Source organism: Gammaproteobacteria bacterium, from assembly GCA_041395725.1.
Lineage (GTDB): Bacteria > Pseudomonadota > Gammaproteobacteria > Pseudomonadales > Pseudohongiellaceae > NORP240.
The window spans coordinates 2,613,354-2,631,269 of sequence record JAWKZW010000001.1 but is presented as its reverse complement, the minus strand read 5'-3'; the positions used below and the strand labels follow the sequence as shown (position 1 = coordinate 2,631,269).

General features: G+C 55.7%; 14 protein-coding genes. 11 read left to right on the top strand and 3 right to left on the bottom strand.

Features of this window, described 5'->3' with window-relative positions:
- The first annotated feature begins 164 nt into the window (after positions 1–164).
- From R3F50_11470 to R3F50_11455, 4 genes are all read left to right on the top strand, one after another.
- Entirely contained in the window at positions 165–3,557 is a 3,393-nt protein-coding gene (locus tag R3F50_11470; GenBank protein ID MEZ5490922.1) for a response regulator, read from the top strand.
- A gap of 1 nt (position 3,558) precedes the next feature.
- Positions 3,559–6,615, top strand: coding sequence for a response regulator (locus tag R3F50_11465; protein MEZ5490921.1), 3,057 nt, complete (start codon positions 3,559–3,561; stop codon positions 6,613–6,615).
- Between the two features lie 15 nt (positions 6,616–6,630).
- A complete protein-coding gene (locus R3F50_11460) occupies positions 6,631–6,858 on the top strand; it encodes a DUF1653 domain-containing protein (protein MEZ5490920.1) in 228 nt (75 codons plus the stop codon).
- Between the two features lie 467 nt (positions 6,859–7,325).
- Positions 7,326–8,144 carry a transglycosylase SLT domain-containing protein gene (locus tag R3F50_11455; protein ID MEZ5490919.1) on the top strand — a complete coding sequence of 273 codons (819 nt, stop codon included), beginning with the start codon at positions 7,326–7,328 and terminating at the stop codon, positions 8,142–8,144.
- 129 nt (positions 8,145–8,273) lie between these two features.
- On the opposite strand, the gene R3F50_11450 is transcribed toward R3F50_11455, so the two are convergent.
- Positions 8,274–9,440 (bottom strand): hypothetical protein, encoded by a 1,167-nt coding sequence (locus R3F50_11450; GenBank protein ID MEZ5490918.1) that lies wholly within the window; start codon positions 9,438–9,440, stop codon positions 8,274–8,276.
- A gap of 490 nt (positions 9,441–9,930) precedes the next feature.
- Here R3F50_11450 and R3F50_11445 point away from each other — a divergent pair, with 490 nt between their 5' ends.
- The 7 genes from R3F50_11445 to R3F50_11415 all read left to right on the top strand — a co-directional run bounded on the left by R3F50_11445 (position 9,931) and on the right by R3F50_11415 (position 15,855).
- Positions 9,931–10,197, top strand: a complete 267-nt coding sequence (locus R3F50_11445) for a DUF393 domain-containing protein (protein MEZ5490917.1) — start codon at positions 9,931–9,933, stop codon at positions 10,195–10,197.
- A complete protein-coding gene (locus R3F50_11440) occupies positions 10,139–11,332 on the top strand; it encodes a hypothetical protein (GenBank protein ID MEZ5490916.1) in 1,194 nt (397 codons plus the stop codon). The genes R3F50_11445 and R3F50_11440 overlap by 59 nt, the downstream gene beginning before the upstream one ends.
- Before the next feature lie 96 nt (positions 11,333–11,428).
- Positions 11,429–12,010 (top strand): gluconate 2-dehydrogenase subunit 3 family protein, encoded by a 582-nt coding sequence (locus tag R3F50_11435; protein ID MEZ5490915.1) that lies wholly within the window; start codon positions 11,429–11,431, stop codon positions 12,008–12,010.
- 2 nt (positions 12,011–12,012) lie between these two features.
- Positions 12,013–13,677, top strand: a complete 1,665-nt coding sequence (locus tag R3F50_11430; GenBank protein MEZ5490914.1) for a GMC family oxidoreductase — start codon at positions 12,013–12,015, stop codon at positions 13,675–13,677.
- Positions 13,678–13,785: 108 nt separating this feature from the next.
- Positions 13,786–14,298: a hypothetical protein gene (locus tag R3F50_11425; protein MEZ5490913.1), complete on the top strand. Its 513-nt coding sequence runs from the start codon at positions 13,786–13,788 to the stop codon at positions 14,296–14,298.
- Positions 14,299–14,422: 124 nt separating this feature from the next.
- Positions 14,423–14,734 (top strand): hypothetical protein, encoded by a 312-nt coding sequence (locus tag R3F50_11420; GenBank protein ID MEZ5490912.1) that lies wholly within the window; start codon positions 14,423–14,425, stop codon positions 14,732–14,734.
- Positions 14,735–14,820: 86 nt separating this feature from the next.
- On the top strand, positions 14,821–15,855 hold the full coding sequence (locus R3F50_11415; protein ID MEZ5490911.1) for a toll/interleukin-1 receptor domain-containing protein: 1,035 nt from the start codon (positions 14,821–14,823) through the stop codon (positions 15,853–15,855).
- Positions 15,856–16,659: 804 nt separating this feature from the next.
- Here the strand turns inward: R3F50_11415 and R3F50_11410 are convergent.
- Together R3F50_11410 and R3F50_11405 are read right to left on the bottom strand one after the other, a co-directional pair.
- Complete coding sequence (locus R3F50_11410; GenBank protein MEZ5490910.1) at positions 16,660–17,481, bottom strand: hypothetical protein; 822 nt, start codon at positions 17,479–17,481, stop codon at positions 16,660–16,662.
- Positions 17,482–17,523: 42 nt separating this feature from the next.
- Positions 17,524–17,892 carry a hypothetical protein gene (locus tag R3F50_11405; GenBank protein ID MEZ5490909.1) on the bottom strand — a complete coding sequence of 123 codons (369 nt, stop codon included), beginning with the start codon at positions 17,890–17,892 and terminating at the stop codon, positions 17,524–17,526.
- Between the last annotated feature and the right edge of the window lie 24 nt (positions 17,893–17,916).

The window sequence follows — 17,916 nt, the reverse complement described above, 5'->3', positions numbered from 1 at the left end:
ACCGGATATTGCGTGGCCGCGTATAATAGCGCCCAATCTAATCACAAGCCAGCGGGTTTGTCTGAAGGCTCCGCAGAGCATTGAGGTAATTAATCAGTGGTTCCTTAAGTTATGATAGACAATCTGAGATTACCCACTTAAGAAAATAAAAAGGATCAGGCGGAATGACAACTGCGTTACAACAGGTGAGTGAAGAAGCGCGGTTATTCTCCCGCCTGACCCTGGCCACCACTGTACTGCTGGCAATGGTAGATGCTATCGCCATCACCATGGCGTTGAGCTTTGGCAGCCCGGTAGCAAGGCTGATCGCGCTGCTGGTCACCTTTGTGCTGCTACCGCTTTCGATCGGGTCGCATCACGCACTGCGGTCGGACCGCCTCAATTTTTCCGTATCGATGAACCTGGCGATCTGGTACGTCCTGGCGCTCGCCGTGATCCTGGTTGGTGCCCGCCTCTATTCCGTCATGCTGGTGTGCGCAATCATGCCGGTTTTGATGTCCATGCCCTTCGTGGTCCCCAGGGTCCTTCAACGTATTATCGCCATCTCGCTGACTTTTCTCCTGACCGGGGGCATCGCCGCCAACTTCCCACCTTTTGTCACTCCGACTGTACCGGACAATCTGATGTTCTATGTGGATGTCGGCATGAGCTCCGTTCTCGCTGTCGTGGTCATGATCTCCATGTGGCAATCCGGTGGCAGGCTGGCGGCTGCCGCTGACGGCATGCGCAAGGCAATCGTCAAGTTACAGGAATCAGAGCGACTGCTGGAAAGCAAGGTCGAAGAGCGAACAGCAGAGCTGGAACATGCGTTCAGCGAGATATCGGACATCAACCAGATTGCCAGCGTCGTGAATTCAACACTGGACGTGAACAAGGTTATGGACACGCTCTATGGCGAACTGCAAAAGAAATTCACCTTCGACCAGATGGGCGTGTTCCTCATTAACGCCGAGGACGGCCGCCTCTACATGACCCAGGAGGCGGGAAAACCACTGACCCCGGCCCTGCAGGCGATGCTGGTCGAAGAAGGTCTGCCGCTGGACGCGACCAATACCTTCATTGCTGCATCGGTAGTTCACCGGCAGACTATCTACCTCAAAGCGGTGAACGCAGAGGAAGTGAAATCAGCCGGTGCCGGCGACCAGCGCATCTACCGCATCAACCCAATGAAATCGTTCCTGCTGTGTCCGCTGACTGTTGAAGAAAAGGCAATAGGCTGCATTTTCTTCAATGCCAGCGCGGCGCCATTTGATCTCCACAAGGATGAGATAGATTCCATCGAGCGGTACGTGACACAGCTGGGAACCGCAATCCGTAATGCCCAGCTGTTTCAGCTGGCCGAAGAATCCCGGCGCGAAGCCGAAGCGGCCAACCAGACCAAGGGAACCTTCCTGGCCAATATGAGCCATGAGATCCGCACACCGATGAATGCCATCGTTGGTCTGACCGGCCTGTGCCTGGACACCGAACTGGACAGTAAGCAGCGGGATTATCTCACCAAGGTAAGCGGTGCCGCTAACGCCCTGCGCACCATCATTGACGATATCCTGGACTTTTCCAAACTGGAAGCCGGCAAGATGGAGATCGAGACCATTCCGTTTTCCCTTAACGAGGTTCTCGATAATCTGGCGACCATCTGCATGGTGCGTTGTCAGGCCAAGAAACTGGAACTGGTTTTTGACCGCGACCCACAATTACCGGACCTGCTGGAGGGAGATCCCACCCGGCTGGGGCAGATTCTGATCAACCTGGCCGGCAATGCCATCAAGTTTACCGAGCGTGGCCATATCGTGGTGGAGATCAAGCAGATTGCCAGGGCGGGGGAGCGGGTGACCGTGCTGTTTGACGTACGGGACAGCGGCATAGGCATGACACCCGAGCAACAGGGCAGACTCTTTCAGTCCTTTTCACAGGCCGACAGCACCATCAGCCGTCAGTATGGCGGCACGGGGCTGGGATTAGCTATCTCCCAGCAATTGACCCAGGCCATGGGGGGCGCCATCGAAGTACGAAGTGAACCCGGGGTAGGAAGCAGTTTTCACTTTACCCTGGAATTTGATCTGACAGAGAGTGACAACCGCCCCCTCAGACACGAGTCCGCCCCGCAAAGCCTCGACATCCTGGTGGTGGATGATAACGAGCCGACCCGGATAATTCTCAGGGAGTACCTGCTGGCCTTCGGCTACCGGGTAACACTGGCGGAAAGTGGTGAACAGGCTCTCGAACTGATCCAGGCGCAGAAGCGTTTCGATGTGGTCCTGCTGGACTGGATGATGCCAGGGATGACCGGCCTGGATGTGGCACTCGCCATCCGTCAGATGCCAAGCCCGCCGAAAATCATCCTGCTGTCCGCCTGGACCCTGCCCAGCAGCGAACACCTCGATCGGGTGGATGCCTTTCTGACCAAACCGATAAAACCCTCTTCGCTCCAGGATGCCATCCTGCAGATCTACGGCATCGAACTCTCGAACCGGACCCGGCAGGTTAAAGCAACCACCAGCCCGGGCGACCTTGCCTCGATAAAAGGGGCAAAGGTATTGGTGGTGGACGATTCAGACATTAATCTGCAGATCGCCTGCGAGTTGCTCAACAAGATACCCCTGGTCCACGATACTGCCAGCGATGGTGAGCAGGCCATCCTGAAAATACGGGCCGGTCACTACGATGCCGTCCTGATGGATATCCAGATGCCCGGCATGGATGGCTATTCCGCCACCCGGGCGATCCGCAAGGTTATCAGCGCGGAAACGCTGCCGATTCTGGCGATGACCGCCAACGTGATGGCCGAAGACAAGACGCGAGCACGAGAAGCCGGCATGAACGGTCACATCGCCAAGCCGGTTGATCCGTCGGAGCTTTACAAGGCGCTGGCAGAATGCATCCCTGCAGGCGACTACAGCGCCAATCTGCTGACGCAGAAAGCGCAGGCTGTCACTTCCGCGTCGCCCGAAAAGCATACGGCGCTGGAGACCGGTTACCCTGGACTGGATACGATCCAGGGATTGAGTCGACTGGCGGGGAATAAGCAGCTCTATCTGCAGCTCCTGAAAGATCTGCTGGATCAGTATGCCGACACCGCCTCTGTGCTGGCCGCTCTGCTGGCAGAGGATAAAAACGACGAAGCCAGAGCCACGGCACACAAGTTGCGTGGCATCGCCAACAACCTGGGCGCCTTCAACATAGGCCGCAGTGCACAAGACATCGAGGAATTGATTCTCACCGGCGAAGTGGTGAGTAACGCCAGGATCACTCAGCTCGCCGAGGCGCTCGACGAAGCGGCAGAGTCAGCCCGACACCTCATTAATACCCAGCCGGAAACGGCAGCAACCAGCGATGGCGAGGGGATGGATCCCGCTGCGCTGCTGGTGGAGCTGCACCAGGCGGTACAGGCCTCGGACCCCTCGGCGATCGAGCTGGTCGATCAACTGCTGGCCACGCAGAAGTCGAATACCGAAATCATCCGGCTGCTGAATCGCTCCCGTGAAGCGCTGGACAGTTTCGATTTTGCCAGCGTACAGCCTTTGCTGGAAGAAATCGGAGAGGTGCTGTCAGCGTAATATGGTAACGACCCGGAAATCCATACTGGCTCTGCTGCTTCAATTATTAGTCATTGGGTCAATAACTGGAGCAGAACTGGAAATCAGCAGCCTGGACGAGCCCGTCTCTGTCGCTGGGGAATGGCGCTTCAGGCCGGGAGACGATCCCGCCTGGGCCGGCAGGGATTTCGACGACAGCCAGTGGGATCGGGTAACGGTACCGAGTCAGTCTCCCGAGGGGTATCCGGGTCACAGCGGCATGGGCTGGTACCGCACCACCCTTCAGCTTGACCTGACGCAACCCGGTCTTTCAGACACCGTGAACAACATGGCCATTATGCTGGGCGCTGTCGAGAGTGCTTACGAGATCTATGCGGGCGGGCAGAAGCTCGGCGGAATCGGTCAATTGCCTCCCGAGGCAAGCCCGCGCTACAACCAGCACGCCATTTATGAGATCCCTCCCACTGCGCTGAATAACCGGGGCGAACTGTTACTCGCATTACGAGTCTGGCGCTATGAAGGCATCGGTTCAGGCGGTGCCAGCGGGCCCTACGCGGGACCCTTTCTACTGGGCAAGACAGCAGACCTGAGTCGGCTCGCAACGGAGCGCAGCCTGGTCCCCAATATGCTGATGGCAACCCTTTACCTCGCCATCGGGCTGTACCACCTTTTTATTGCCCGTCGCAATCCCGCCATGCGGGAGTTTTTCTGGTTCGGCTGGTTTGCCATTGGCCTCGCGCTGTATTCCATGGAAACCAGCCAGTGGCGCTTTAACCTGGACCTGGCGTTCCTATGGCACTTAAAAATAGAATATACGGCGCTTTTCCTGCTGCCCTTTCTTGCCATCGAAGTACTGTGCCGTATCGCCAGGATTCCCCTCAACAGGGCAATGCGCAGCTTCAAAGTTGTTTTCCTGTTGTTTGCGCTGGTGGTCGCTGTAATCCCGACGTTTGCCATTCATTATCTGACCCTGCCCTACTTCCAGTATCTGGCGGCAATCTGGGCTCTTTATACTGCCAGCCTGATGGGCTGGCATGCCTATCGGGGCAACCGGGAAGCTGCCGCGCTAACCGCCCTGTTGCTGATTCTGCTGATCTCGCTGATCAATGACATTTTCATGAACGGTGCCTTGCTCGGTACTGCCACAACAATCAATATCGTCTTTGCCATGACCGTGTTACTGATGGCGGTGCTGATGGCCAACCACTATACGGCAACCCTGGCCAAACTCGAGGTGTCCGTGGAAGAACACACGGCAGACTTACGCCAAAGCAACCGCAAGCTGCAGGAAGCCAACGCGATCAAGGAGCAGTTCCTTGCCAATATGAGCCATGAGTTGCGCACCCCGCTGAACGCGATCATCGGCCTGACTCATCTGGGGCTGCAGACCGGGCTCGACGATCAGCAACGGGACTACCTGACCAAAATCGACGCCTCGGCCGCCAACCTGAAAGGCATCATTGACAGCGTCCTGGACTTTTCCAAGCTGCAGGCTGGCGAACTGCAATACACCAGTGAGGCCTTCGATCTGCGGCGCCTGCTGAATGAGCTGGAATTAGCCGCTCGGGAACAGCTCGGTGAGCCGGGTGATCTGACCATCAGTTTCGACTGTGATGACCGGATTCCAGCCACCTTGCTGGGCGACGCCAGAAAGCTGGCCACGGTATTGCGCAACCTGATCGGTAACGGGATCAAGTTCACGAGAAGGGGCCGGATCGCAGTGACTGCGGAGATTATGGAGAGCACCGCTGCCACGGTGCGAATCCGCTTCCGGATAACCGACACAGGAATCGGAATTGCCGAATTGCACCTGGAAAAACTGTTCGAGGGCTTTCAACAGGCCGATAACAGCTTTACCCGAGCCTACGGGGGTACCGGCCTCGGCCTGGCAACGGCGCAGCAACTGACGAACCTGATGGGTGGTGAAATTCAGGTCACCAGCACAGAGGGTGAAGGCAGTGAATTCAGTTTTGATCTTGACTTCTCGGTACCTGAACAGTACGCCGCCCCTGCGAAACTGGAACACACCCAGCCTGAAGAAAAAGAAATAGATCTGTCCCCCATTCGGGGAGCGCTGATTCTGGTTGTGGACGATTCAGAAATTAATCTTCAGATAGCCAGCGAGATTCTCAGGCAGGCCGGTTTCCGGGTTGACACCGCCAGCGACGGAAAACAGGCCGTCGCCATGGTTAATCAGCAAGCCTATGACTGCGTGCTGATGGATCTGCAGATGCCGGTAATGGACGGATTCACGGCGACCGAGTCGATTCGCGCCAGCGGGCGTCACGACGCACTGCCTGTTCTGGCAGTAACCGCAAATTTTTCCGCTCAGGACCGTGCCCGCGCGACCCGATCCGGAATGAATGATCACATCCCGAAGCCCATCAACCCGCAGCAGCTGCTCCGGCACCTGTTGCAATGGATTACGCCCGGCGATCGCGCAGCGGCGGAACCCCAGGCGGAGGACGCCAATCCCGCCCCGGCCGAACTGCCGGAATTCCTGCCAGGCCTGCGAATCAAGGAAGGTCTCAACCGGGTTGGAGGGAACAGCCGTCTGTACCTGAAACTGCTCAAAGACCTGGCGACTGACTACCTGAATTGTGCCGAAAGACTGAAAATCATGGTGGCAGAGGGACAGACCGAAAGCGCCAGCCAGCTGGCACACAAGTTACGAGGCATCGCCAATAATCTGGGTGCCGACGCTGTCGGCGAACTGGCGGGCACTCTGGAAGGAAAGCTGAAGAATGGCGAGGAGCTGACAGACGAGGTCCTCGTCGACCTTGAACAGCGGCTTCAGGAACTGCACCACTCCATAGAGAAAGTCCAGGTGGCCGGTGCCCCGGCCGGAGAATCCCGACAGCTCGATCAATCCGGTTTTACAGCCCTGCTGGATCAACTGACGGAGGAAATCGCCGGCAGCAATCCTGCGGCTGCCGATACCGGCGAAAGTCTGCTGGCCGGTCTGCCCCCAGGGGCGCCCGGTACCGCTGAGTTACAGGCCTTGCTGGAAGCGCTCGATGTATTTGATTTTACCGTCGCAGCACAGCATCTTGAGGCAGCCAGATCTGCATTGAACTGAAATTGGAGTACCATCATGGTCCCTGACAATAACGCTTCGCTGAAACCCGGCAAATACCGCCATTACAAAGGAAACCTTTATGAGGTAATCGGCGTGGCACGGCACAGTGAAACCGAGGAGGAACTGGTGGTGTACCGCCCCCTCTACGGCGAAGGCGGGCTCTGGGTAAGACCCCTGCAGATGTTCACCGGGACAGTCACGGTAGACGGCGGCGAAGTGCCCCGTTTTCTATTCCAGGGCTAAGTCAGCCTCCCCGCGCAGTCGAGCATCTGAGATTCTCACCCGGTAGCTTTTCATCTCTTTGGGTAACATCCATCCCGTCGCTGCCGATCTTAAAGACTGAGAAAGCACAGATTAACCGGCTGTCGAGCAATGTGCCCTGCAGGTGTCCTGGTTCGCACAGACCTGCTCGCTGGATCGCCTGAGGAACCTTTCGCTAACGGAAGCTCTGATTAATTACCACAACGCGCTGCATGAGTCTGCCGGGCGCTGCTGCCAGGCAACCTGGGCAGGGAATGGTTGCTCCCCTGCCAAGCGCGACAACGGCGCAGGGGCACCCGACAGGCCCCACCCGGCGGAGCCTGGCCGGCACCACTGCACCGAGTTGGTAATCAATCAGAGCTTGCCCGGCGAGTACCGCCAGTTAATCCAGGCTGTGAAATAAAACACAGTCGCGCGCCCACAGACCAAGGTATTTTTCCAGAACAGTTATGAAAAACTCAGCCCCACGCCTGGCCAGAATACTGCACCATCCGCTTGCCCGCCGGGCTTTCAGCCTTGGGGGCCTGTTATTGCTGAGCTGGTCGGTCACGGCTATGGCCAATGGCAATCTGTCTCCCTGCCAGGTCGCAGCCAACGGAGACTTTCTGCGTGCCGACGGCCAGGCTCGACAGCCGTGGAGCATCAAGGTCAGGGAACAGCCGATTGTTTATGTGGAGCGCTGCCTGATGGACCACCTGCTGTCCTTCTTTCCCGAAGATTTTCGCAACAGCCGCTTCGGCAGCGGGAAAAAGTTACGCAGCATGGCCCAACCTGCCGCCTGGAAAACTGCCGGTGGCGATTCGATTCTTACGCTTTCACCGGCGTCCCGCTTTCAGCTGTCCGCTGCGATCATGTACGTGGAAAGCCAGTTTCATCCGAACGTTTCGCCCAGTTCGGCAGGAGCCATCGGTGCTTTTCAGGTCCTGCCAACCACCGGCCAGCAGATGGGCCTGCCGCGGGTGCAGGATCCAAGCACCAACCTGCAGGCCGGCCTTAAGTACATACTGTATATCGAAGAGCAGATCGCCAGGCATTGCGGCTTCGAAGAGGCAGGCAAGGAGCGCTCGACACACTATCGCAACCTGATTGCGGCCGCCTACAATGCCGGGCCCAATTACCTGACTTACCGCAACGACCTCGGCAAGACCTGCCAACTGGAATCTTTTCCGGCATTCACCCGCACAGAATATGTAGCACGTTTCCAGCGCGCCCTGGGCTACCAGTATCTGCCTGCGTACCTGCGCTACAACCCCGGCAGGAACCAGTAACAATACAGGGGACAGACCACGTTTTTCTGCAGAAGTTGTGGTTTATCGTGGGTGATATTCTATTTGTTGGGGAAGCTTACCCTTGGCCAGCGAACGGAGCGGGGAAGGATTGACAGACCGCCAACCCGTTCAGATTAAACGTGGTCTGTCCCCTCCCTCTTTGGCAGCTGCGTCACAGGCAAACACCACGGCCAGCGCGTAGAAAGGCGTGAAGAAACGATCCCAGCCGGGCACTAACGGAAACATCAGAAAGTAGACCAGCAAGGTCGGCGGGATGACAGCCATAACCCCCAGAAGAGGCGAGCGCCTGGCTCCTGGCAGCAACGCCGCGACTGACCCAAGGAGCAGAAACACCGGCAGGACTGTATTCAGCGTGGCACCACTGGCCAGGATCTGACCCATTGCAGAGGCGAGCACATCCAGGTAAACCTGCGCCGAGAAAGACTCGTCAAAGCTGTTCAGATCATAAATGGGGGCCACGAATGTATGATGGAACAGCCTCCACCACTGATGGCCGTTGCGGATGGCGATAGCCATGTAAACACTGACACTGGCGGCCAGCGCAAAACCGATCGGCGCCAGGCTTCTGTCAGGACGCCAGTTGTTCTTCCGGCAGGCAGACAGCCCCATCACAGCAAGCAGCGACGCCACAAACACGATGTTATTCAGTCGTACCGCTATAGCGAAAAGCAACAGTCCGAAACTGGCGGAACGCCACTGTCGGGCGGTCATACCATACACGGCCAATAACAACACAAACGCAGAAAGATTATCCGGCACCCCCACCCGGGAGATGTCGACCAGTCGCGCCGAGGGGATGAACAGAGCAGCAATCCCCAGTGCCGGCCATGCGCCTGTCAGGGGCTGGACCCAGACAAACAGCAACAGGACGATAAGCAGTCCCGGTAGCAGCGACAGCAGCATGACTGCGGAAACCGGCTCCAGCCCGAAAACGTCCAGCAGCCTGAGCAGCCAGATATAGCCGGGCTTGACCTGGTACAGCGGGAGCTGACTGCTGAACTGCAAGGCATCCTCGGCCATCCGGGCAGCGTAAGGCCCGCTGGTCAGAAACTCATAGGCCGGTGCCGGCAACGTCGCCCGCAGTTGCGCGTAGGTTGCCCGGTGCAGCGTTTCAGGATCTGTCTGTGCGTCGGCAAGCGTGGTTGCCACATAGGGAACCAGATCCCAGGTGTAGAGAGGAGACTCGAGCGCCGTCAGCGCCATGGCCGCCAGCAGTCCCGCGAGGAGGATAGGGGGGGCGATTGCATTCACGTCCAGTCTGATCTTGGGTGCCATGGAGTGGAGTACGCCTTGAGAGCTTTTCAGTATTGGTGCTTTACAAATTAACCAGGAAACAGAGATTAACTGCTGCAACGCTGTGGGTAATTAATCGGAGATTCCTCAGGGTCTGCTCACACTGGTTTGTCGTAGACAGTGCTCCAGCTTGAGGAACCCCTGATTCGCTCCCACGATGCTCTGTCCCCGCTTGCAGCTGGCTGGTCAGGCCCATCGCCGCCGGCCTGCATCGGCCTGACAGGGCAATTTACCAGAAGCGGTGTGAAAGTGCGCCAGTAAAACCGGCACGACCGCAGCGCCAACCCGGAACAGCAGGCATTTATAACACTATCGCAGGCGATCCGTAATCCTTTTCCGACCACTGCGCCAGGAGATTGCCGGCGCCAATTCAACCAGAGTTTTGGCGCATTTAACCGATACACTATAGAACCCCTGATTATTTACCGGCACGTCGGGTTGCCCTACGCCAAAGAGAAACAGCCTCTTGTCAGTGATTATCTATTACGACGGCAACTGCCCGTTCTGCGATCGCTACGTGCACTTCATTAAACTGAAGGAGACCGCCGGATCGGTACAACTTCAAGACCTTCGCCACGACGAAGAAGGTCGCCGCGGTCTGGAACGGCAAGGCTTCAACCTCGACGAGGGCATGGTTGTCGACCTGGACGGGAAACGGCTTGGCGGCGCCGACGCGGTCAATGCTCTCGCCCTGCTATCGACGCCAGTCGACACTTTTAACCGCTTCAACCGGGCTTGACCAGGCTGTGCTGCTGGGCGCTGCGCTGGCGCTGTTTTTTCGACCGGCATCGGCACGCCTGTTGTGGTTGTTAATGGTGGTCAGTACCGTGAGCGCTGTCGTGCAGGCACCGGTACAATCCAATCACACCCTGATCAGGAATATCCTGCTGCTTGGATACTGGCTTTCGTTCTTTACCGCCTGGGCCCGGGGCAGTGACTGGCAGGCAATCTTCCGGCGCTTTGCACCGGTTGGACAGGGCGCCCTGCTGGTCATGTACTTTTTTGGAATCTTCCACAAGATCAATTCCGATTTTCTCAACCCCCTTACCAGCTGCGCCGTGGCCCTGTGGCAGAAAATGCCGGTCCCGTTACGCTTACTGGAAGGGCCAATGGTTGACTACTCGGCGATTTACGGCACTTTTCTGGTTGAAGGCGCTCTGATCGTCATGCTGCTGTCCCGTCGACTGAGACATATCGGAATAGCCGGCGGGATTCTTTTCCACATGCTGCTGGCCCTGAGCAGTTACGCCATGTACATCACCTTCACCGTGCTTTCCATTACCCTGCATTCCCTGTTCATTGGCAATGAAGCCGCAAAAGCCATCGTCAGCTCACCAGAAATGCAGTCGATCCGCGCCCGGGCAACCGACCCCATGTATCTCCTTGCCTTTGCAATCACGGTGGGATTAATGATGCTGGGGGGCATTTACGGCGCCTACTCCCTGGTGACGATCCTGCTGTTACCGGCAGTGCTGCCATTCTGCTGGCTGGTCTTGCGCTACGGAAAAGCCCCCGGGTCGAAGACGGCAGTCCGCGGTGCTGGCCCGGGCTTGCTGGTGGGTGGACTCACGACACTGCTGCTGTTTGTTAACTGCCTGATGCCCTGCCTCGGACTCAAGTCGGCGCAGGCGATTAACATGTTTGCCAACCTGCGTCTCGAGGCGGGTATCAGCAACCACCTCATCATGCCGGTTCCCGGCCCCACTGCAGCCCTGGCCCTCGGTAAGCCCCACAACGGGCCCCGGCGGATTGTGCAGCGCACCATTCCGGGGAGCGCGTCAGCCTCAGTGCACCCGATGAGGTCGGACATGCCAGCTTCCCTGCTGTCAAATTTTTTCCAATGCCCCGGGATTAAAGGCTCGCCGCTGAATTGACAGCTGTGGCGTGGGTTTTGCTTAGGCAAAACAGATAGTGCGCCTTGGCGCCATTGGCATCCTTGATCCTGTTATCCGTCACCCCGGGAGACTCACTTGAACGAACAAGCTCTTAGCCGCCGTGCGTTTCTTAAATCGGCCACAGAAAACGCGAAAAATTCGCTGCTGGTACTGACAATCCCCTCTTTGCTGGCGGCTGGCAAGGAAGCCCAGGCGGCCATGGAGTCGGCCCGACCGTTCTCAGCATTGAGCGCCTGGGAGGCCAGGGAATATGCCGCCATTGCGGCACGAATCATTCCCACCGACGAGACACCCGGTGCTACGGAAGCGGGAGTGATCTATTTTATCGACAACATACTGAGCAGCAGTCGCGCAGAGGTACTACCGACCATGCGCGAGGGCCTGGCTGAGCTGCTGACCACCTGCAAGACAATTTTCGGCAGCGCCACATTTTACACACTGACAGCCGAGCAGCAGGATTCACTGCTACGGGGAATCGAACAAACCGCTTTCTTTAACACCATGCGTTATCTGACCGTCGCCGGAACGTTTGCTTCACCCGCCTACGGTGGCAACCGGGATCAGATCGGCTGGCAACTGATAGGTTTCGAGGACCGTCACGTCTGGCAGGCACCCTATGGCCATTACGACGCCGAATACATGGCAACAGGAGAATAAGCATGGCACAGGCATCCTTTCCAACCCGTGAAGAAGTGGATTTTGTCGTGGTTGGCTCCGGTTCTGCCGGCGGAATCGTGGCCCGGGAGTTGTCCATGGCAGGCTTTTCCACGGTCGTTCTGGAACAGGGCCCCTATCTGCAACCGTCCGACTTTACCCATGACGAATGGGCGGTGACTGAGAACGAAGAGCTGGTCTGGGGCCCCCGCAAAGGGCATCCCCAGACCTTCCGACGCTACGAACACGAAAAAGCCGAAATTGCCGACCGGGCCGTATTGGGTTACGCGCACAATGTCGGTGGCAGCAGCGCTCACTACTCGGGCAACTTCTGGCGCCTGCGTCCTATCGATTTCATGGAACGCTCTGTTCGGGGTGAGATACCTGGCACCAATTTTACCGACTGGCCGATCACCTACGAAGAGCTGGAACCCTACTACACCAGGGTGGAGTGGGAGATCGGCATGTCGGGCCTGCAGGGGCCATGGGACCCGCCCCGCTCCAGGGACTATCCACTACCGCCGCTGGCAGTCAAATCCTCGGGCGTTCTGCTGGAACGGGCTGCCAGGAAACTGGGCTGGACGGCTTATCCCCAGCCCCACGCCATCCTATCCGGCACACTCAATGGCCGACCCGGCTGCGTTAACTGTGGCTTCTGTCTGGGCTTCGGTTGCGAAGTGGGCGCCAAGTCGTCCACCGCCGTGGCAATGATCCCCGAGGCTCTGGGGTCCGGCAATTGCGAGTTACGTACCGGCTGCACCGTGTCGCGGGTAGATACTGACAGCAACGGCCGCGTAACCGAAGTGGTTTACTGGGAGGAGGATGGCACTGTTCAGGCTCAAAAGGCGAAGGCCGTAGTGCTATGCGCCAATGGCGCGGAAACCCCTCGCCTGCTGCTCCTGTCCGAATCCAGCCGCTTTCCGGATGGCCTGGCCAACGGCAGCGGCATGGTGGGTAAGAACCTGATGTTCAACGGCTCGTCTTCTATCGCCGGCCTGTTCGAGCACCCGATCAATGCCCATAAGAGCGTCCCCACCACCCGGGTAATTCACGACTTCTACAGCATCGACTCGAGCCACGGATTCTACGGCGGCGGTGGTATCGATGCGCGCCATCTGTCGCGAGGTTTACCGATGGCTTTCGCCATGCGCGGCAGCCCCTTTGGTGGCGCGAGCTGGGGTAGCGAATTCAAGCAGAACCTGGAGCGGGAGTTCTCACACACCTGCTCATTCAATGGACATACCACCAGCCTGCCATTGTCCAGAAACAACGTGAGCCTGGATCCCGAGGTTAAAGACAAGTGGGGCCGGCCCGCTTTGCGCACCACTTTCATGAATCATCCCGATGACTTTGCCACCATGAATTTTTTCCTGGACCGCTCACGGGAACTGATGGAGGCCGCCGGGGCCATCAAGATTTCCAGCGGCAACTACGCGGCCAATGGCCAGACCGGCGGTGTGCACCTGCTGGGCACCTGTCGCATGGGAGACGACCCCGCCTCCTCGGTGGTGGACAGATACAATCGCGCCCACGACGTGCCGAACCTGTTCATGGTTGACGGCGGCAGCCTGGTCACCTCCGGGCGCGGACAACCCACCATGACCATTATGGCGCTGGCTTTCCGGGCCGCCGATCATATGATCCAGGCTGCGCGGCAAGGGGATATCTGAACATGTCATAACCGGTTCGGCGAAGGCAATGACACCCTTGAAGGACTGGATGGAAACGACCTGCTGGAGGGTGGCGACGGTCTCGATCATGCGCTGTTCAGTGGTTTGATGGCGAATTTCTCAATACTCAATAACCAGCGCGAACTTACTGTTAGCGGGCCGGCTGGCGCCGGCACAGACAGATTGATTGACAACGAACGTCTGCACTTCGACGATACCTCTCTCGCCTTCGATCTGGATGGCAACGCCGGCATCATCGCCAAGGTGCTCGGCGTGGTACTGGGTAAGGATGACTGGTACAACAAAGAATACCTGAGTATCGGGCTGAACATTATCGACAACATAGCTATCGACAACGCAACCCTGATGCAGGCGGCTTTCGATGTGATCCTTGGCGTCAACCCAAGTAATACAGAAGAGGTCAATCTGATCTATGTCAGTCTGGTGGGGCAGACCCCATCCCAGCAGGATCTGAGTGCTCTCACCGCGGACCTCTTAGACAACGGTGCCTTTACTCAGGGCAGCCTGGGCGAATTGGTCATGGATCATAAACTCAATCTGACCAAGATGGATTTCGTCGGCCTGACTCAAAATGGTTTGGAATACACGGCACTTGGGTAATTGAGTTGGCTTCATGTGTAGGAAGCATTAGGGCCACCTCCCACGAAATCCATTCAATTTCCACTTCGATGTGTTAAGGTTTTCCGCATGGAAGACGTGCCCACACTCTGTGAGGGGTCTTTCCATGGGTACCCTGTTTCAAGAACTGAAAAGACACAGAGTCTGCCGAGCCGCTGCGGGTTATGCCGCGGCAGCCCGCCTGTTAATTCAGATTTTCGGCTTAATGCCACCCTCTTCCGGAGAGTCACTCTATGCCAACCAAGCCATTGTTAACACTCTCCTTACTGGATTTTTCTTGATGCTGTTTTTGGCCGGATCGTTCCGGTTGTCGGCTTATCGCGCGCAGATAACTCCAGGCCGTGAACAAACATTGACTACTGCGGTCGGCCTACCTGATCTACTGTCACATCTTCTCGCTGCGACAGGGGGATACTAGCAATGAGACCACGACTGCTAATTTTCTATATTGCGCTTTGTGCCCTTTCACTGATTTTTCCTATAATTTTCGCCCGAACCGGGACCGTGCACGAATATTCAACTCTCACGTGCATTTTAGTTGCGGTTTTTTTCTCGCTGGACGCCTTCGCATGGTTTTTGTCTCGAAATCATGAATCAGAGGATCCAGTTCTCAATGCGATACAAACCACCCGGGTTGCATTAATGACCGCGATTGTCGTACTGATCAACTATGTGGCTTTTCGCAAACCTGGCCCAGCAGTTCTTATGGATTGGCATTTCTGGATATTCTCGGGCTGGACAGGATTTTGCCTGGCCTATGCATTGTTTTGGTTTTCGATACCCAGAAGAGATCTACTACTGCTCGGCCACGTCGTACGCACATGGAAGATGCGGCTGCCAAAGCTCAGGGTTGCCAATCAGTACGGTGTTCTGTTTGTAATTTTTGCGGTGCTGGAATTTGGGGCAGTGGTCAGCCCTACCCCTTTTGATCTCAGCAGAGAGGCGGACTTGCTTAACTTCGTAATTTTAAGTGCGTTCTCGGTAGTCATTTTTTGTCTCGTAGGACCGATATTCTGGATAGCTGCCAGGTCCTCCTACACCATGGGAGACAATTGCTTCCTGAGTTATTCGCGCAGTGATGGAGAGCAAGCCCAGGCAATTCGAAGTGGCCTGGAAGCACGGGGTCTCGGTTGCTTCCAGGATATCGAGGGGGTGCGAGCTGGGGATGAGATATCTCAGACGCTGGGAGAAGCTATTGCGAATTCCGATGTGTTCATTCCCCTGCTGTCCGAAGCGAGCCTGAAGAGCTCCTGGGTAAGGGACGAGATCTTTCTTGCATTGCATTACGCGAAAATGAACGGGTCCCCGATAATTATCCCTGCCAGAATTTGCGAATTAGGGCCGGTGGAGGAATGGGTGAGCGAAGGAAATGACGTTGCCGCACAAATCAAATCAATGAACATTTTCAACCTAAGTATGCGCGACGGTGCTCTTGAACCTGAAGTTAACCGACTGGTTGAATCCATTAGACGAAAAACAAAGCCAGACATTCGCTATCTGGCAAGAGAACAGCCCGTCAAAGTCAGGAGTATTGAATGAATTCTAAGGAACCTCTGATTAATTCCCAGAGCATTGTGGTACTTAATCAGAGGCTCACTAAAATGCGCGGCGGCAAGAGAGTTTTGGCCCCCTGTGAGATGGTGCCGGTAATAGGAGTCTATATTAAATACTATCTTTCTGTTTTTATTGCATTTATATAAGTTAGGTTATGATTGTTGTTACTACAAGTGTAACTAAAAGTCTTCGCTACCCCTACTTGGCTGCCGCCTTCTTGACAACTTGCCTACCCTGGGGTATCGCTTGACCTGCCTTAGGGGTCACTCCGGCCCGTAGGGTCAAAGTCGCGGCTGCGCACCACCGTTATGCAGAATCCCAGGAGATAGGTCGCGATCTGTCGCTTCCCGTCTACGATGGGGGTTATCGCTGGCACTTGATTAAGAAGCAGCGCGCCGTTTATCAAACTGCGCGTATTTGCGATGATAGTAGTCTCAAGAACGGCGTCGGCAGGATTGTACGGCCTCTAAGTAATCCGGCTTCGAGTACCCGTATAGGTTGGGGTCCCCCACGATTTACACCAGAACGCCGTTGACTCTGTCCTCGATCATGGCCTCGGTCGCGGCGTGAGACCGATCCTGAATCACGAACTCGGGGTTTGCCGACCGGTGGAGACGTGATCAGGCACACCATCCGCGTCGACGTCAGGCCCGCTGATCAGCTCTGCGGACGCCTCCGCCGTGGACACGATCAGCTTTGTTCCCGAACGAGCGGTGGAACATAGTAGGTAACTAATCCCACTTGTGCGGGGAAGTCTGGAAAGCGCCTGCAATAGGCTTAAATTTGCACTCAGCCAGTCCCATCTAAAATCTTTATCATTCGCTCTAGTCTATCGCCATCTAGAGGCTCATTTGCTTTCATTTTTCTCAAAATCTCGGCTTTTTCTTCCTCGAAATTTGGGAAATGACCAACTCCAGTCCCATTTTCATCATTATTCTGACTCGGTGCAGAACGCTGTGCTGTTGATGCTGTTTGAGCGCCTAGCTCTGACGTTCTTTGCTGCGCCAAACCTTCCCTCACTCTTTCACGCATTGCTTCTTGTTCTGCCTTCAGTCGCATTTCCAGTTCGCTTGCTTCTCTTTCGTTTGCTATAAATTCTGCTCTATCCATTACCAATTTGTCGTAGTATTCTTTCGAGATTTTTTGAGATTCTTCTCTTTGGTTCATTTCCTGATCCAATAAATCGAGAGCCTGCCTATTGGGATTCTCTTCATAGGATTCTTTTCTTTGCTCCTGGAGATCAACTTCCCGGTCAACCATAAGCTTTGCTCCAAGGGATGATTCGCTATATTCCAGCGTAATTTGGTGTGGTTCGATTTCTGGTCTATAGCTGTTGCACATCCCGGCTGGATTCTTTTCAGTGGGAGTGCATCCTTTCTCTTGAAACCATTTTGTGGTCAACGGCAAATCTAAAACTCGGTTAAATTTTTCTAGCGTTTCACTATCAATTACTTCCACCCAATCAGGATTGAACCTGTAGGCTTTCATGGAAGCATGCTCTTGGTCTACCAATTTTCTCGCTTCTCTAAGATCACTTTCTGTGACTTCAGCGGATACCTCTATACTTGAGGAGAATAGAAAGCAAATGACGACTGCTGTGTATTTCAACATCTCTATCACCCCTGTTCCACATAATAAATTGCGTTTCCTGAATTAATCATTCAAAGGATCTATTCCAGTATTTCTAGGAGGAGACAGTTCACGAACTCTAATCCCTGCTGTCCCTGTGTTGTCCCAGACTCTACATGCCTTATCTAAAATAGAATCTAATGGATCAAAACATTCTCGAGGCATAGTGTAACCAACATTCTTCCCATCAGCTCGTTGTACCCATTTCCATGGATTTAGACAACGTCCATCTTCTGCAACATATGAACTTTCACGTACGGAACTTACTTCCAATACTAAGTCTATACGGCCGTGCCAAGGCGATAGCGCACCACCACCAACGGCATAAAGTGACAAATCAACGTGATCTAAATGGGTTGTTGTTTGATATCTAGCATTGGAAAAATCATTCATAACTACCCGATGCCGACAATAGAC

Bases quoted from the DNA above. Each gene is read 5' to 3' on its own strand.
- R3F50_11430 (MEZ5490914.1), top strand. From the start codon at position 12,013: ATGGCACAGGCATCCTTTCCAACCCGTGAAGAAGTGGATTTTGTCGTG.
- R3F50_11420 (MEZ5490912.1), top strand. From the start codon at position 14,423: ATGGGTACCCTGTTTCAAGAACTGAAAAGACACAGAGTCTGCCGAGCC.
- R3F50_11425 (MEZ5490913.1), top strand. From the start codon at position 13,786: ATGGCGAATTTCTCAATACTCAATAACCAGCGCGAACTTACTGTTAGC.
- R3F50_11460 (MEZ5490920.1), top strand. From the start codon at position 6,631: ATGGTCCCTGACAATAACGCTTCGCTGAAACCCGGCAAATACCGCCAT.
- R3F50_11405 (MEZ5490909.1), bottom strand. From the start codon at position 17,892: ATGAATGATTTTTCCAATGCTAGATATCAAACAACAACCCATTTAGAT.
- R3F50_11470 (MEZ5490922.1), top strand. From the start codon at position 165: ATGACAACTGCGTTACAACAGGTGAGTGAAGAAGCGCGGTTATTCTCC.
- R3F50_11455 (MEZ5490919.1), top strand. From the start codon at position 7,326: ATGAAAAACTCAGCCCCACGCCTGGCCAGAATACTGCACCATCCGCTT.
- R3F50_11440 (MEZ5490916.1), top strand. From the start codon at position 10,139: ATGCTCTCGCCCTGCTATCGACGCCAGTCGACACTTTTAACCGCTTCA.
- R3F50_11450 (MEZ5490918.1), bottom strand. From the start codon at position 9,440: ATGGCACCCAAGATCAGACTGGACGTGAATGCAATCGCCCCCCCTATC.
- R3F50_11410 (MEZ5490910.1), bottom strand. From the start codon at position 17,481: ATGTTGAAATACACAGCAGTCGTCATTTGCTTTCTATTCTCCTCAAGT.
- R3F50_11465 (MEZ5490921.1), top strand. From the start codon at position 3,559: ATGGTAACGACCCGGAAATCCATACTGGCTCTGCTGCTTCAATTATTA.